The organism is Rhodococcus sp. 3258, assembly GCF_031456475.1.
GTDB lineage: Bacteria > Actinomycetota > Actinomycetes > Mycobacteriales > Mycobacteriaceae > Rhodococcoides > Rhodococcoides fascians.
In genome coordinates this window covers 1-14,894 of the sequence record NZ_JAVDUT010000010.1, presented here as the reverse complement: position 1 = coordinate 14,894, position 14,894 = coordinate 1, and the positions used below count along the sequence as shown (strand labels likewise).

Annotated in this window: 10 protein-coding genes; 4 read left to right on the top strand and 6 right to left on the bottom strand. The window is 55.4% G+C overall.

Annotated features, from left to right (window positions below):
• Nucleotides 1-2 precede the first annotated feature (2 nt).
• From dndC to J2X62_RS22705, 4 genes are read left to right on the top strand one after another with little or no spacing between them, the layout of a single operon-like run.
• Nucleotides 3-1,526 (top strand): DNA phosphorothioation system sulfurtransferase DndC, encoded by a 1,524-nt coding sequence (gene dndC / locus J2X62_RS22720; protein ID WP_371832760.1) that lies wholly within the window; start codon nt 3-5, stop codon nt 1,524-1,526.
• Nucleotides 1,523-3,496 carry a DNA sulfur modification protein DndD gene (gene dndD, locus J2X62_RS22715; RefSeq protein ID WP_283542284.1) on the top strand — a complete coding sequence of 658 codons (1,974 nt, stop codon included), beginning with the start codon at nt 1,523-1,525 and terminating at the stop codon, nt 3,494-3,496. Before dndC ends, dndD begins: the two co-directional genes overlap by 4 nt.
• A 5-nt stretch (nt 3,497-3,501) precedes the next feature.
• On the top strand, nt 3,502-3,882 hold the full coding sequence (gene dndE / locus J2X62_RS22710; RefSeq protein WP_080735803.1) for a DNA sulfur modification protein DndE: 381 nt from the start codon (nt 3,502-3,504) through the stop codon (nt 3,880-3,882).
• Nucleotides 3,883-3,891: 9 nt separating this feature from the next.
• Nucleotides 3,892-5,340, top strand: a complete 1,449-nt coding sequence (locus J2X62_RS22705; protein WP_310183516.1) for a DNA phosphorothioation-associated putative methyltransferase — start codon at nt 3,892-3,894, stop codon at nt 5,338-5,340.
• A gap of 374 nt (nt 5,341-5,714) precedes the next feature.
• Here J2X62_RS22705 and J2X62_RS22700 read toward each other — a convergent pair whose 3' ends face one another.
• The 6 genes from J2X62_RS22700 to J2X62_RS22675 all read right to left on the bottom strand — a co-directional run bounded on the left by J2X62_RS22700 (nt 5,715) and on the right by J2X62_RS22675 (nt 14,362).
• Nucleotides 5,715-6,173, bottom strand: a complete 459-nt coding sequence (locus J2X62_RS22700; protein ID WP_283542282.1) for a hypothetical protein — start codon at nt 6,171-6,173, stop codon at nt 5,715-5,717.
• The gene (locus tag J2X62_RS22695) at nt 6,170-8,233 is read right to left on the bottom strand and encodes an AAA family ATPase (RefSeq protein ID WP_283542281.1); all 2,064 of its coding nucleotides are present in this window, start codon (nt 8,231-8,233) and stop codon (nt 6,170-6,172) included. Before J2X62_RS22695 ends, J2X62_RS22700 begins: the two co-directional genes overlap by 4 nt.
• Entirely contained in the window at nt 8,230-8,391 is a 162-nt protein-coding gene (locus J2X62_RS22690; RefSeq protein ID WP_222095339.1) for a hypothetical protein, read from the bottom strand. The genes J2X62_RS22695 and J2X62_RS22690 overlap by 4 nt, the downstream gene beginning before the upstream one ends.
• Nucleotides 8,392-8,420: 29 nt before the next feature.
• Nucleotides 8,421-10,496, bottom strand: coding sequence for a DEAD/DEAH box helicase family protein (locus tag J2X62_RS22685; protein ID WP_283542280.1), 2,076 nt, complete (start codon nt 10,494-10,496; stop codon nt 8,421-8,423).
• Nucleotides 10,497-10,561: 65 nt separating this feature from the next.
• A complete protein-coding gene (locus tag J2X62_RS22680) occupies nt 10,562-12,763 on the bottom strand; it encodes a DNA-directed RNA polymerase subunit alpha C-terminal domain-containing protein (RefSeq protein ID WP_283542279.1) in 2,202 nt (733 codons plus the stop codon).
• A 492-nt stretch (nt 12,764-13,255) separates the two neighbouring features.
• Nucleotides 13,256-14,362, bottom strand: a complete 1,107-nt coding sequence (locus J2X62_RS22675) for a sigma factor-like helix-turn-helix DNA-binding protein (protein ID WP_310183510.1) — start codon at nt 14,360-14,362, stop codon at nt 13,256-13,258.
• Between the last annotated feature and the right edge of the window lie 532 nt (nt 14,363-14,894).

Sequence of the window (14,894 nt, the reverse complement as noted above, 5' to 3'; positions counted from 1 at the left end):
CCATCAACCTACCGATCCGACCGCGATCTGCGTTCGACGACCTAGGGCTGTCGGGCACGATCGACGAGCTGGTTGAGCAAACTCAAACTCTCTACCTCGAAGACGGTATCCCGTGGGTCATCGGTTATTCAGGTGGTAAAGACTCAACCGCTGTACTGCAGCTGGTTTGGATGGCCATCGCTGGCTTAGAGCCTGAGAAGCGGACCAAGCAAATTCATGTCATCAGCACCGATACATTGGTGGAGAACCCCATCGTTGCGGCGTGGGTCACGCACTCGCTGGAGACGATCAGAGCCGCTGCCACTCAACAGGGTCTGCCGATCGAACCTCACCGTTTGACGCCTGCTGTCGCGGACACATTCTGGGTCAACTTGGCGGGTCGCGGATACCCCGCCCCACGTCCGAAGTTCCGTTGGTGCACAGAGCGACTGAAAATCAAGCCCTCCAACAGTTTTATCATCAACATGGTGAAATCTCACGGTGAGGCGATACTGGTCCTGGGCACCCGTAAAGCTGAAAGCTCCGGTCGGTCACATCGAATGGCCGAGCTAGAATCCCGTCGGGTGCGAGATCTGCTAAGTCCCAACGACTCTCTTCCCAACTGCCTGGTCTATTCACCTGTTGAGAATTGGTCAAACGACGATGTATGGACCTTCCTCATGCAAACCAAGAACCCATGGGGATACTCGAACAAAGAGCTTCTCACCATGTATCAAGGTGCCTCGTCCGATGGCGAGTGCCCGTTGGTTGTTGACTCCTCGACCCCCAGCTGCGGTGATAGCCGGTTCGGTTGCTGGACATGCACACTGGTCGACAAAGACAAGTCGATGTCAGCGATGATTCAAAATGACGAAGAAAAGGAGTGGATGCTGCCACTCCTTGAGCTACGTAACGAACTCGACGTAGCCGATGACAGACATCTTCGCGACTTTCGTCGTATGAACGGGAGCGTCCAGCTCTTTCACGACCGAACCATCCCGGGGCCATACACGCAGGAGTCACGCGAACGATGGGTTCGCAAGCTACTCGAAGCTCAGACTTGGATTCGCGCAAACGGGCCGAAGATAGTCGAAAACCTTGAGTTGGTGACACTTCCCGAGCTCGAGGAAATCCGTCGGCTGTGGGTAGTCGAGAAGCACGAGTTCGAAGACAACCTACCCGGCATCTATCGCGAAGTGACTGGCGAGGATTTCCCTGGACGCACACTCGACGAGCATCTCCCCCTCGGTCCAGAGACAGTAGCCATCCTCCAGGAAGTCGTGGGCGACGACAGACTCCATTTTGAGCTCGTACGCGAGCTGCTCGACATCGAGCAGCGACACCGTTCGCAAGCCCGCCGTGCCGGTCTTTTCGACTCTCTGACGAAGGCAATGCGCAGAGGTTTCTACGATGACGAGGACGACGCCCTGAACCGGGCCAACAAGCGGCGAGACGCAATCGAACGTGAAAGCGACTCTGAAACACCCAGCGATCTCGACATTGCAGCGGGGTACGTTCGCGCGGTTCCGACAGGGGCAACAGAGTGATACTCGATCAGCTGGTCTTGCAAAACGTCGGCACCTTCGCGGCGAGACACAAGATCGAACTCACGCCCAAGTCGTCGACCAAGCCAATAATTTTGGTCGGCGGATTGAACGGCGCTGGCAAGACGACCATTTTGGAGGCAATTCACCTTGCGTTCTACGGGACGCTGGCTCAATCGACAGGGCGTCGATCGGGAAGCTACGAGAACTACCTCCGTAGCCTGGTGCACCGTGGTGCCGCTCCCGGCTCGACTTCAGCGGTCGAGCTCGAATTTCGCGCCAACCAACAGGGTCTCGAGCACCGGTATCGTGTGATTCGCTCGTGGGAGGGATCTAAAGACCCGGTTCGCGAACGCCTCGAGGTGGAAGTGGACGGGGTTGTCGACAAGGCCCTGACGTCGACGTGGGGCGAACACGTCGAAACCTTCCTGCCACGCGGTATTGCAGGTCTGTTCTTTTTCGACGGTGAGCAGATCGAGGCCCTGGCCGACATGCAAAAGTCGCGCGAAGTGCTCGGGTCGGCGTTGTCTACTTTGTTGGGACTCGATCTGGTCGAGCGACTCGCTACCGATCTGGCAGTTTTGAGACGCCGGCACCGCATGAACCAGATACCCGAAGCCCTCAAGGCCAAAGTGGCAGAGAAAAAGGATGCGGCATCGAACTCTCGACAGGTAGAAGAGACCACTGTCGAGTCGCTTGCATCCGCCAGGGTCGAGTTAGAGCGCGCGGAGAAGCGTCACTTCGAGCTAACCGAGCGATATCGGTCGACCGGAGGTGAACTGCTCGACAAACGTGTGGCCACCGAAAGTTCCGCGGAGCTGCACCGAGAATCTCTCGACCAGATCGAGGCTGAACTGCGAGAGGAAGCCGCCGACGTTGCTCCTTTACTTCAGATCGGCGACCTTCTTGAGGGACTGGAACGGCAAAGCCTGGCGGAAGTCAATGCTTCAAATCAGCGAATAGTCGCAGACGCTCTCGTTCTGCGCGATCAGGCGATCGTCGACATGCTCTCGACTGCCAGCGTCGACACCTCTGCCTTGGACACCATCGCCCTGTACATGTCGGAAGATCGCACACGTCGTGAAGCCGAAGGAACGGTCCCTCACGTGACCGGCCTTCAGAGCCCATCGGGTATCACGTTCTTGAGAGAATCAGCGCTGCCGGCTGCCCGCAGAAGGCTGGCATCGCTTCTTGAGCGTCGACACGCAACACGTGCCGAGCTGGATCAGCTCGAGCGCGTTCTGGTCGCCATGCCTGATCCCGAGTCCCTTCAGGAACTGAAGGGTGACTTGAACGACGCTTCTTCTGATCTCGTGCGTAAGCAAGCGACGCTTCAGATGGTCCAAGAAGCTCTAACCTCAACCCGGGCAGACAGGATCAAAGCCGAAGCGGCTTACGAGAGTGAACTAGATCGTCTCGCGCACGCGGAGCTATCGACGGATGACGACACACGGATCGTCACTCACGTAGACAAGGTCAAGGAAACTCTCGAATCTCTTCGTGGGGCGGCCACACGCCGATACCTGGGAAGGATCGGAGAGCTCGTCCTCGAAGCGCTGCAACGGCTACTTCGCAAAGAGTCCCTCGTGGCTTCGGTAAATATCGACCCCGATACCTACACAGTCGAACTTGTAGGGAGAGACGGAAACGTACTTCCAGCCAACCAGATGTCTGCTGGTGAACGTCAACTACTCGCAGTCTCGCTGCTCTGGGGCTTGGCTCGGGCGTCCGGACAACCGCTACCAGTTGTCGTCGACACGCCGCTGGGCAGGCTGGACGGATCTCATCGAGGCCACTTGGTCGACCGATACTTTCCGTATGCAAGCCATCAAGTGATCCTCTTGTCCACGGACACCGAGATCGACGAAATTACCTATGCGCGAATCAAGAAATTCGTGGGCCGCGCGTACAGACTCGATTTTGACCAGGCAACGAACTCCACGTCCGTGCTGCCCGGCTACTTCTGGGAGTAACTAAAGTGCCACTCGAACATGTTCGCTTGTCCCAAACCGCCCGCGACCAACTAGTAACACTCAAACGGCGTACCAAGATCGAGCATTGGAACGTTCTGTGCAGGTGGGCTCTGTGCCGATCGCTCGCCGAACCGACGGTCCCCCCCGCCATACGACTCGTTACCGACAGCAGCGTTGAGATGACCTGGAAAGTCTTCGCCGGTTCTCACGGAGAAACACTATGGGCACTAATGAGATACAGATGCCACCGAGATGGACTGCCTTTGGACGAAGACACTGTTGCCAACTATCTCCGATTGCATCTTCACCGAGGAATCGGATACTTGATTGGTGACACCCGTTCTTCGGACATCGGGGGGCTGGTCAAGCTTGCGCTGACAGAGTAGGTCATTGGCATGCATCTGGAGAACATTGCTCGGCACAGGACCGCCATGGCGCGAACAGCCCTGTCCAGGCCCGTAGAAACCGCCCTTGCGGACCAGATCCTCACGACGGGTATGTCGTTTTTCGACTACGGGTGCGGGCGGGGGGACGATCTTCGAGGCGTGTCTGCCTTGGGTTACCGCGCATCCGGCTGGGACCCTGGCCATCGTCCTGAGGCAGTCAGATCTTCTGCAGACGTGGTCAACTTAGGGTTCGTAATCAACGTGATCGAAAACCCTGCTGAGCGGCTAGAGACAGTCAGGTCCGCCTGGGGGCTTGCGCGGCGAGTTCTGATCGTATCCGGGCGACTCGTTTGGGAAGCAAGACATCTAGTTGGCCGTCGCTTTGCCGACGGAATAATTACACAGTCCGGTACCTTTCAAAAATTCTACGAACAAACCGAATTATCGAATTGGCTTGAACAGGCACTCGGCAAGAAGCCCGTCGCCGCTGCTCCCGGTATCTTCTACGTTTTCAGGGACGAAGTAGATGAACAACAATTCCTAGCCAACCGAGTGCACACGTACCGCCCACGCGTACAGATAGACCCTCACGTCACATACGAGCAGAACAGCGAGCTGCTTGAACCCTTGCTCAAATTCATGTCTCGACATGGACGCTACCCGAAGACTGGTGAACTTGAAGTTGATCATGAACGGAGTATAAAAGAGCAATTTCAGACGCTTGGCCGCGCAATGAATTTGATATACAAGGTCACGGAAGATACATACTGGGATCGCGTTCGAACGCAGTGCAAGAGCGAGCTCGTTGTCTATGCCGCCCTCTCGCGATTCGGCCGTAGACCGAAATTCGGCAGCCTGGGAAAAACACTGCAACGCGACATAAAAACTCATTTCAACACATATCGAGAAGCCACCACCCTCGGCGATCGCCTCCTCGCCTCATCGGGCAACCCAACGCTAATACTGATGTCAGCTCGCAGCTCAAAAGTTGGGAAACAAACACCCTCAGCACTTTATGTCCATCGCAACGCTCTTGCGGAGCTGCCTCCACTCCTTCAGGTCTACGAGGGGTGCGCGCGGGTCCTGTCAGGGAATATTCCGCGCGCCAATATGATCAAGCTTTCGGTCCTCAAACCACAGGTATCTTTCCTGACCTATCCCGATTTTGAAGCCAACGCACATCCGACACTCGCGAGTGCAGTGACTGTCAACTTGCGGGATCTCTCTGTGGATTGGAGGGACTACACCCGATCAACCAATCCGCCCCTCCTTCATCGAAAGGAAGAATTCGTGGGTGCCGACGACCCGAGACGCGCGCTCTACCAAAAATTGACCGCCTCCGAGGTGCGGGCTGGACTATACGAGCGCCCCGAGCAGATTGGCACGCTGGATGGATGGCGACGAACATTAGAACTGAAGTCGAAGATTGTGCGGGGACACCGCTTGTTCAAGCTGTAGATTATGAGGCGAGGACCAACAAATTCTTGGTAGTCGAGTTTGAAATATTTCCACGATTTGCTTACCTGAAAATATTGTCTGCAGACTTCGATACTAACGAACGATTGACGCAGGTGTTATCTCCCTTACGCAAGCCCCATTATCTTGAGTACAGTACGGTGACGGAGGTGAAAACACAACTGCTGAATTTTGCCGTTTTCTGGATTCCGAACCACTCGACGACGATACTGAGATACTTCGAATTCCCGCGAATGAGAGGACGCAACCACGCTTTCGCTTGGCCGATGACGATTGAATTTCGCAACATGCGGCAGCGAAATATGTCCGCGATTCGCCATACTCAGCTTCCTTTGTAAGACCACTCACGGCAACCCTTAGTACCCGTCGAGCAGGTCTTCGATCGACGCAGGATCGGAGTTTCCCAATTCAGATAATGCTTCGGTCACTAAACTAGAGACCACTAGCTCCACCGGTTGTGATCTAGTATTTACGAGCTCCTGGATGTACTCGAAACCGCCAACCATATATTGCTCGAACGTTTTGAGCCTGTCATCGATTCGATCGTTGCCTAATATCTCTGGATCGTCGGTTTCGTTCGCGGCCATCATCGAAATGAAAGCATCCGAAAAACTTTCCTTAGTGAGAATCTCGTAACGGATCGAATCGCCATATGCCTTCCCAAATGGAGCCTTTCGTCCAATATGAATTCCGACCGCTGCCGCGAAAAGAAGCGCATCACGCATGGTCAAGAACCCCGCGTCGTCCATCATCGACTTGAGCAAAGGCTCGTGGGCCTCAGGCCTGCGCACCCTTGCATCGAACGCTGACGTCATCTGCCGATCTCCTTCAGTTCCGAATAGTTCGACTCTGCCCCAGTCTTGATGTAGTCATATGAGCGACCGTCGACCTCAATCTGTTCACCGACATCGCGCGTCGAAGTAGTATTTACCGTAATGACTCCGATATTACTGACGTGTGGGCGCAGCTCTTTGATCACTTCACCCATTCCCTGGCTCTTGCTAACCAAGACCACAAGCTGGGGTGCCAACTTCGCGAGAGCGCTCGAAATATCCTTCTGATAATTCTTGTCGAGCGAACCGAAAGCGGCATCCATCACAATAGGATATGTACCAACATCTCGGTCTTCACCCTCGGCGCGAACTCCCTTTGGGCGCTCTCTGGCGATCTTTGAAACTGCCGCCACGAACGACAGACTCAAGATCTGGTTCTCGCCGGTCGACTTCGGAACTTGCATCTCAACACCGTCAACATCTTGATGCAGTGTAAGTTCCAAATCTTTACTCAGTCGCGGTGTGTAATTCCGAATTACGATTTGCTTAAAGATCTGCTGAACTTCGGACTCAAGACGTTCCCGCATTTCGGACGATCTTATTTCTAGAATCTCGCCCAAAGCCTTTTCGACATTTCGAACCACCGTGGTGCGGTCTCGTGCCTTAGCCGCAGACTTATTGTTCATTTGTGCAGTAGCGAGTTGATTTTTGAGCTGAAGCGCAGTTTTCTCTCGTTCTTCATACTGGTGATGCGCGACACGACTTTCTAACATGCAACGTTGAATCAAATCTTCCAACTCGACACGCTTGTTATCCAGGCGGACAACATCCTCAAGATTGGTCCCAATCAATCTTCCGGTTAGCTCCGACACCTTCGCTTCCAGCACCCCGACCCGGCTTTCCGCATCTGTCCGTCGATCAGCGGCGGACTGCAGCGAAGCTCGAAGGTCATCGCGCGCTGATCTCATCGGAGGAATCTGCCCATTCAATCCTTGCCAGGCCGCCTCCACCGCCTGCAGACCTGCACGCGCTCGCCACACTTGTACGTTGGCGTGCGCGTCACTGCCTTCGGCCAGAGAAGCGCCGCAGATGCACTCTCGTTCGTCGAGCAGGCGGTCGACGAACTCACGTTTCAGGGGCGCAGGCAAGGCACCACGCTCGTGTAAGGACTCTGCGACTTTTTCGGTTTGTTCCAACAAACCTTTAGAAAACGCGAGAAATCCACGTGTCGCAACGATTCGCGATTGTTCCGAACGCGCAGCGACGGCTTCTTCCCGAGCCTGAGCCAGTTGTGCCTGCGCATCCTCACGCGCCTCTTGTAGCGGCGCAACGCTTTGATGCTTTCGGAGGATGTCTGAAACTTCGCGTTCCTCTTCCTTGAAGAGTTTTGCTTTTTGCTCTTCGCTTTTCATCAAAGCAAGCGCTGAATCTCGCTGATCTTCCACAGCTTCAATTTGTTCTTGCAGCTTTCCGGCAACCTCATCGCCGCTGTCTTTGATCGTCGACGACAATTTACGCGCAACCTTTGGAAGATCGACAAGCGCCCGCTCAACGTGCTTGATGTTCAGGAGGGCCTTTATGTCATGCCTAATTTCACTGTAGGCACCTTTCTGAACGAGCTTCTCGATACGCTCACCGTTGAAGAAGAAGAACCTACTGATACCCGCTGGGAGAATGGAAGAGATCATTTCCTGCGGTGCCGCTACATCCTCTGATTGCCCGTCGGGCGTAACGCGCCGAAGTACAACCTCCGGGGCAATTTTCCGCGGTTGATCGTCTGATTCCTTCCGCACATCGGCCCGGCGCTTGAGGCTGTACGTGCTGCCGTCGTGGTCGAACCGAAGCTCGACCGCCAGCAATAACGACGAGCCGGTCGACGCCTGCCTCCATACGATGTCCGTCACCATCCGCTCTTGAACCTCGACGTCGTCAGATACTGTCCCGTACAACGCCCAAGTGAAAGCGTTCAACAGGGTCGTTTTCCCGGATCCGTTCGCCCCGAAGAGGATACTGACCGGATGGTCGTCTGAAGACTGAAGGTTGAATTTCTGCCTTCCTTTGAACTGTCTGAAGTTCTCAAGCTCGATGTGGTGCAACCTCACGGAATAATCTCCTTCACCGCATCTTGAATTCGAACAGTTGGGTCTGCGGCAGACAAATGCAGGACCGACCTTTCGATTTCTAGAACGCGCTTAAGCAACGCCTTTTCTGTATCGGACAGCTCAGCGAGCACGTCTTTCTCTGTTCGTCGAATGCTCATAGTTCACCACTCCTTTCACTCATGCATAGCTACAAGTCCATTAATCCATACTTCATCTTGATTGGACGCATTATTTCGAGCGTTTCGCCGTAGTTCTCAGAAATCTTAGCGAATTCGCTAACTCGAGTGAGCTCGCGCGCAAGCAATTTACGTTCGATAGCCAAGTTGGGCTCCGAACTCGACGGGGGCACAGCAATGAAGTCGACGATCTTTGCCATATCTTTTCCGGGCGCATTTCGAAGCAACCTTCCCCGTCGCTGGATGAATTGTCGTGGGTTGCTGCTACTCGCCAACAGATAGCCAATACGAGCATCCGGTATGTCGACGCCTTCGTCCAAGCACCGCATGGCGACCAGCACCTGCAAGTCGTCTCCCGTGCGAAACCGTTGCAACGTCTGCTCCCGAACCTTCGGAGGAGTCTTCGATGTGTACGGATGTGCATGCATGTGTAGCTCGGTTCCGACCAGCTTCATGACCACCTCCAGTTGCCTTGCGTCGTCCTCGTCTTCACACGTATCCTCCGCTGGTCGACTGCCCTCCGCGCAGTAAACGAGCTGAAAGTAGTCCTGATCATGATGTCTGAGCTCATGGCGCAGTGCATCGATCTTGCCCTCGGCGTGACCGAGAACGGCAGACCGCTTTCTTAGTAACATACCAAGCGGACTGTCATTCCTTGCGCGTTCTATCGACTCGCCGGACACGATGGCGTGTGCGATCTTCGCTGTCAGCTCTGCGTACAGTTGGTTCTCTGCGTGTGTCAGCTCAACAATCCGCGGGTGATAGGTGTATCGACAGAGAACACCTAACTCGTTGATCGCCCTGTCGAGACCAAGCTCGTACGCGACCTCGCCGAAGTATTTGGTCAGATTGTCGGTACCAACATCATCCAGCCATCGCTCAGGAGTCGCCGACAGACCAAGCCGATACACCGCGCTGCCCGGCAATCCAGCGCTGTAGGTTTCTGAGCCTAGGTTGTGCACTTCATCCGCGATGATCAGAAACGGCACCGACACACGGTCTAAAATCTGACTAAACCGCGATCCGAAGAATGACTGATTCGTGGTCACAAGTACAACCGTCCGTGGTTCGCCCAACACAGCCGCGTTGAGCTCATGCTCGACCATCGGTAGCCATCTATAACTCGCGTCGTACACACGAACCGGACGTATACCAAAGCTGGTCACGTCAGCGGCCCACTGGTCAACGAGGGCAATGAGCGGAGCGACGATTACAACAAGCAGTGAATTTCCACGTTTAGCCTCAACATCTGCGATTCGCGTTGCCGCGAAAAGTGCAGTCTTCGTCTTGCCTGTGCCTGTTGCCATCTTGAGAATGCCGCGGCCATTCTGGCGTAGCCAACTCAGGACTGCTTCGCGCTGGTAGTCTCGCGGCTCCAGCCCTAATGGCGTCCTCAACTTAGTTCCACGCTCATCGGCGTCTTCCGGTTCGACTTCTTTGAACCCGTCAAGACCAGTAACGCCCCGTTCGCGCGATATTTGAATCAACCTGTCAATGGCGACTTGAGGAAATGCCTCGACGGTTAGGCCATCGGTCTCGTCGTTCCAAAGCCTGGCGAAATCGGACTCTATCCGGAGTGCCCGCTCACCGTCGCCCGCCACCCAGCCCGAATAGACCTCTATAGATTCAAAGTTTGTTATAAGACCACCAATTGTTTCGTTTGCGCTCCCGGTGAAAGCAATAAGATCACCGTAGCCATCGCGCGCGGCCGCGATTTTTTCGTGGTAGATTCCGAGACCTGACTTGGAGTCAACAAATGCAATTTTAATGTCTAGCAGTCCTTGAGCAATCAATGACCCGATCACGCTCAGCCCGTCCAGTAATTTTGGATCCCGTTCATCCGAGAGTTCCCGAAGAATAGCGTCTTGCAGCGCCCTACGGCGATCATAACCGAAACGGATCTCCTCGACGTCCGCGGCCTCAAGCTGAGGCGATGCAATTAGACGTATTCGACCATGCCGGCTGGCTATTGAATCAATTCCTACTGCTATCCGGTATAGCGCCGCAGCCGTGAAATATCCGACAGCGCGATCGTAGGTAACCGCGCGCGACAACATGGGAAGGTAAAAGCGATCGATAACTGACACTGAGTCACTTCGATACCTTGATTCGAGACCGAGGGACCTGAACCCTGGCTCCTTCTCTGATCCGGTCACAGGAGATCCATCAACTCGTCGACAGATACTGTCAAACTCCCTGACTGCGCCGCAGCATCCGTTAATACACCCCTTAGTCTCGTGATCATCTCCGCGATGTCTGGCTCTCCCCTCACCTGGTACTCCTCGACGATCCGGGACACTGATGATCCATTGTCCAAGCCAATTGCATTAGCAAGCAAAAATCTCACCTCGTTTGAGTTCGCCAATGGTTGGTCGATTCCAACCAGCGCCTGGACATCGGCGAGCTCAAACCCTGTAGGTTCGTTCAATGGCTCGATCTCAAACTTACCTGAGTCCCTGAAGCGGAGAAAAACTTGTTGTCCGACGTCAATATCCTGATCTAGCAGGATTCGTCTAATCGAACCAAGCGAGGGTTGACTCCCATTCCAGTACACTGGCTGCTCACCTATGGCCGACGGTAGTCGAAGCGTCTCCCCCGTCTTGAGGTCCAGAAGTTCGGCCAATGCGACGGGGACGCTGAAACCGCTTCCCCTCGCATGATCTGCGGTGACACTTATCCGCAGACACCAAGAATCATGGTTTCGATACAAGCGCCTCGTCTGAGACGGTGCTCTGTTAGATCTGATTTTAAAGTGTTCCGGCTCGCTGACATAGCCGTCTGCCGTCCGAAAGGGACTCGTGCTCGCATAGGTGGCGACGCTTGCGCGAGACACGTTATACCGAGTGGCCAAGATCTCCTGGAGCTTCGTGATATGTACGGGAGCACCGCTCACCGCAAGTTCGCTTCGGATAGCGTCACGGATGCCGCGGTAGGGATCCTGACCCCATTCTGCTAACGCCCAGTTGTCTCGATCGATCCTCACCAGCCGGACGTCGATCGCCATTGCGTTGCGAATCGAAGTCGCGGAGCGATCACCTTCGAAGGTGGCGACGATCGCATCGGATGCCATCGGCGTCTGCTCAACGAACAGAAGTGAGCATACTCGGTCTTGGATACTGCGCGTTCGGGTAAATATTAGTTGCCCATCAACAAAGTATCCGCAGTAATCAATCCAACTTTTGAGCCGCCCCCTCCCCACATCCGGTATGCAATCGTCTATCGCAGCATCAAGTTTGTGCAGTTCTACAATGCCGTAATCGTTTGCTAGCTCATCGAGTCGCGTAGACAACCCCGCCCGCTTCGAGGACAGCGTCGGTGCGGCGCACCATCCGTCCTCAATTTCGTAGGCATTATCGATGCGATCCAGGACTCGCCAAGCCGGCTGACCGAGCGAGACTACGGCACTCGACAAAGCGGGAATTGCTATTAACAAGTCACTGAGCGGGAGTAATGAACCCACTCGTTCACGAACAGCTCGCGCTGCAAACTCCAACTCGCCGCCCGGGCTAATTAGCGAATTAAGCTTAATCCGTGCCTTCGTTTCGATCTGTCGGACGCGTTCTCTGGTGACACCAAGGTCCTTTCCCAGCGCATCCAGTTTTGCAGGTACGTCGGCGGCGAACCTTTTTCGAAGAACGAAGAGCTCACGCTCACTAAATTGTCGCAGCATTCGGTTTAGGCGTCCCGCGATATCAAGGGATAGTAGATCCTCTTCCAAGAAGTCGGATGCGGTCATGGACATCACGCGTCGATGTGCCGCTTGGACTGTCGGCGGCACCGAACCGTCCTGCGCGATATAGAGCAAGGGTGTTGCTGAGTTGCCGGTCATAACCGACCACTGGGACAGAGCGACAAGGTCGTCTTGAAGTTGGCCGTGCTGTGACCAAACATCAAAATGCTGCTTTGGTGTATCGCTCGCCGGCAACGAAGAACGTCCTGCTAACACAGGGTCATGGGGGGACGCGCCCGCTTCAGCAGCGGCCGAGGTCAGCACTGTCAAAATATCCTGCACGGTGCCGGCACCCACATTTCGCCAGTCAAAAACGTCCGCCACCGTGAGCTCTTGCAAATCCTCCAGCGCACGACACCCATGGCGGGTCAGAACATTCATAGATCGCACGGAGAATGGTAAACGCTCCAACGGAGCATCCAGAGGCAACTCGATGAAGATTTGACCGAGTGGCCATTGGGTCTTACCCTCCGCCAAGACTCTGGCAAGAGCGTCTACGCGCAAGTGGAACAGCTGACTATCGGGGGGATCAACGGCGCAAGTCCAACAGGCATCCTCACCCGAACTCGTGCCGGCGACCCACGGAAACACGTCTATCCACCTGCGGCTCTCGGTGCTGGTCATCATCATCCTCCTCGTCCCGTACCTGTATAGCGCAGCAGTCCGACAAGAACTCAGAAGTCCGATACCGTGCTGCCCCAGCCAGTCGGGTCAAGGTTCACGATTCCTCCACTTCGATCAAGAATCCAGTCAACCACGAAAGGCGGGACTACATAGGGAATTGACGGCACCATGCAGATCCCCACCTGACGGGACTACCCCGAGTTCGGTTGACTGTCGGGGTCCTGCCAATCTGTAGCAGTACGGAAACCACCGCTTCGGTGTCAGTGGCTCAATTTGACTTGATCGCAGACCACCTGGTTCTCCAGCACCACCGCCCGCCACTAATTCTATTACCGGTGCATCGTCGGGCACGGGTACCTCATGAAACACGAGCTTTTAGCCCTAGACGCGCGTGCTGCCGATCGCACGTCTTGGTGCTGCAGGATGCGCGTCGCTAGTCTCCTACCATCGACTTTGCGAGAATAGGCGGGTGACGGTCGTCGCGCAGCTAGGTTATGTTTTTTTATACACCGCAATTTGCCTGCCAGAGCCGTCGTAAACGAGCCAAAAAGCCCATCCATTTCGCAAAGGATTGATGCTTGGACTGTAATAAGCCACAACAGCTTTGGCGGCACCACTTGGTGTCGCGAAGTCACGACCTGCCAGTGGACCGTCCAAAATAGCCACCGCGCCGATAGTCGGATACAGCCGCGCCTTTGTCTTGATACCCTTGTAAACCGAGTATATTGCCACGGAGTCCTCAGTGACCACCGCTGGCGTCATGGCATCTTGCGTTTGAGACGGGGCCGGACCGAGCAAGTCTAAAAGTTCCTGCAGGTCGTCGCATTCACCTTGGAAACTGCTCACCGCGGACGCATTACTAGGCTGCTCTACTTGTTCGGACGTCGATCCGCCGGTGCTTTGCGCTGGGTCGCCGTAAGCGATCTCCGAGACAACATCAGGCTCCGACATCGTGGTTTTAGATGCCTTGTCAGGATCGATCGGCACGGCCCGAAGGTGATCGTCAACCCTTGGCTCCGGGTCCGGCTCGAGCAGATGGCCGTAAGACTGCGTCGAATCGCCAATCGGAGGCAGCTCACCGAGCGTCGAGAGTTGGCGCGTGATTTTCCCGAGCGCACGTTCCTCGATGATGCGAATCCTATTGAGGCTCAGCTTTGTCGTCTTTGCCAGCTCCTCGTGTGTCTGTGGACCGTCACCGCCTATGCCGAACCTTGCGCGGATTAGTCCTAATTCCGCGGGTTCAAGATGTTTAAGCGCATTAAGTATGTCGTCCAGGCATTTACCGTCTTGCGCTGCCGAAAGCAATGATTGAAATGACTTCGCTGTGAGGGGTTTAAAACTTTCAATCTGTAATGTTGATGCCTCGACGGGTTTCGACAAGTCGGTACTGCCCGCTTCCAGCTGCTTTTCAGGCTTAGCATCATTGATTCTAAGCTGTCTTGCCAGCTTAGCCGCGTCTATTCTGTGCCTTAAAAAGTCATGTTGCGCTGGCGTCAGCAACGGGTTATCCCGCTTGAGGACATCTGACGCGTCTGCAATCAACCCGGCGTCGATCAGCACGGTAATCTTGTCAAAGCGAGCTAGCTGGCGGTCAACCATGGCTCAGCGCACCGGCCGATTAAGCAACTCATCTGCACAGCCGTAGCTGCGCGTAGCGCCCATTGCAACGCAGGACCAACGCGTCTGGTTTTCAAGCGAGATTGCGATCTGCGGACGGAAGACTGGGGTCGACTCATGGCTGCTGCTGGGTAGGACCTGAAGCAAACCGAACTCCCTTCCAACTTTCTCGGTTCCCAACCTGTGTCCAGACTCGCACACGTAAACATCATTCCGCAGCCGGAAACGCACCGAGGTCGTTGTAGCACCCACTGCTTCCGCGATTGCACCTCCTTGTATGGTCGCAGTAGAAGCCTGCGCGGAATGTAGTCTGCCCGTCGAGAACCGACTGGATCCACGCTCTGTTCGAGGTGCGCAGTTCTCCAAGGTTCGCGCGGCCCCTTCGCGCTCGGCCAGCAACGCGTCGAATATCTCCACTGGACGCCTGAGCACCACATCGGGGGGGGGGGGGGGCGCGCGCGGCGCGCCCGGCGCGCCGCGCCGCGGCGGCCCCGGGCGCGGGCGGGGGGGCGCC

Bases quoted from the DNA above. Each gene is read 5' to 3' on its own strand.
- J2X62_RS22675 (WP_310183510.1), bottom strand. From the start codon at position 14,362: ATGGTTGACCGCCAGCTAGCTCGCTTTGACAAGATTACCGTGCTGATC.
- J2X62_RS22690 (WP_222095339.1), bottom strand. From the start codon at position 8,391: ATGAGCATTCGACGAACAGAGAAAGACGTGCTCGCTGAGCTGTCCGAT.
- J2X62_RS22680 (WP_283542279.1), bottom strand. From the start codon at position 12,763: ATGACCAGCACCGAGAGCCGCAGGTGGATAGACGTGTTTCCGTGGGTC.
- J2X62_RS22700 (WP_283542282.1), bottom strand. From the start codon at position 6,173: ATGACGTCAGCGTTCGATGCAAGGGTGCGCAGGCCTGAGGCCCACGAG.
- J2X62_RS22705 (WP_310183516.1), top strand. From the start codon at position 3,892: ATGCATCTGGAGAACATTGCTCGGCACAGGACCGCCATGGCGCGAACA.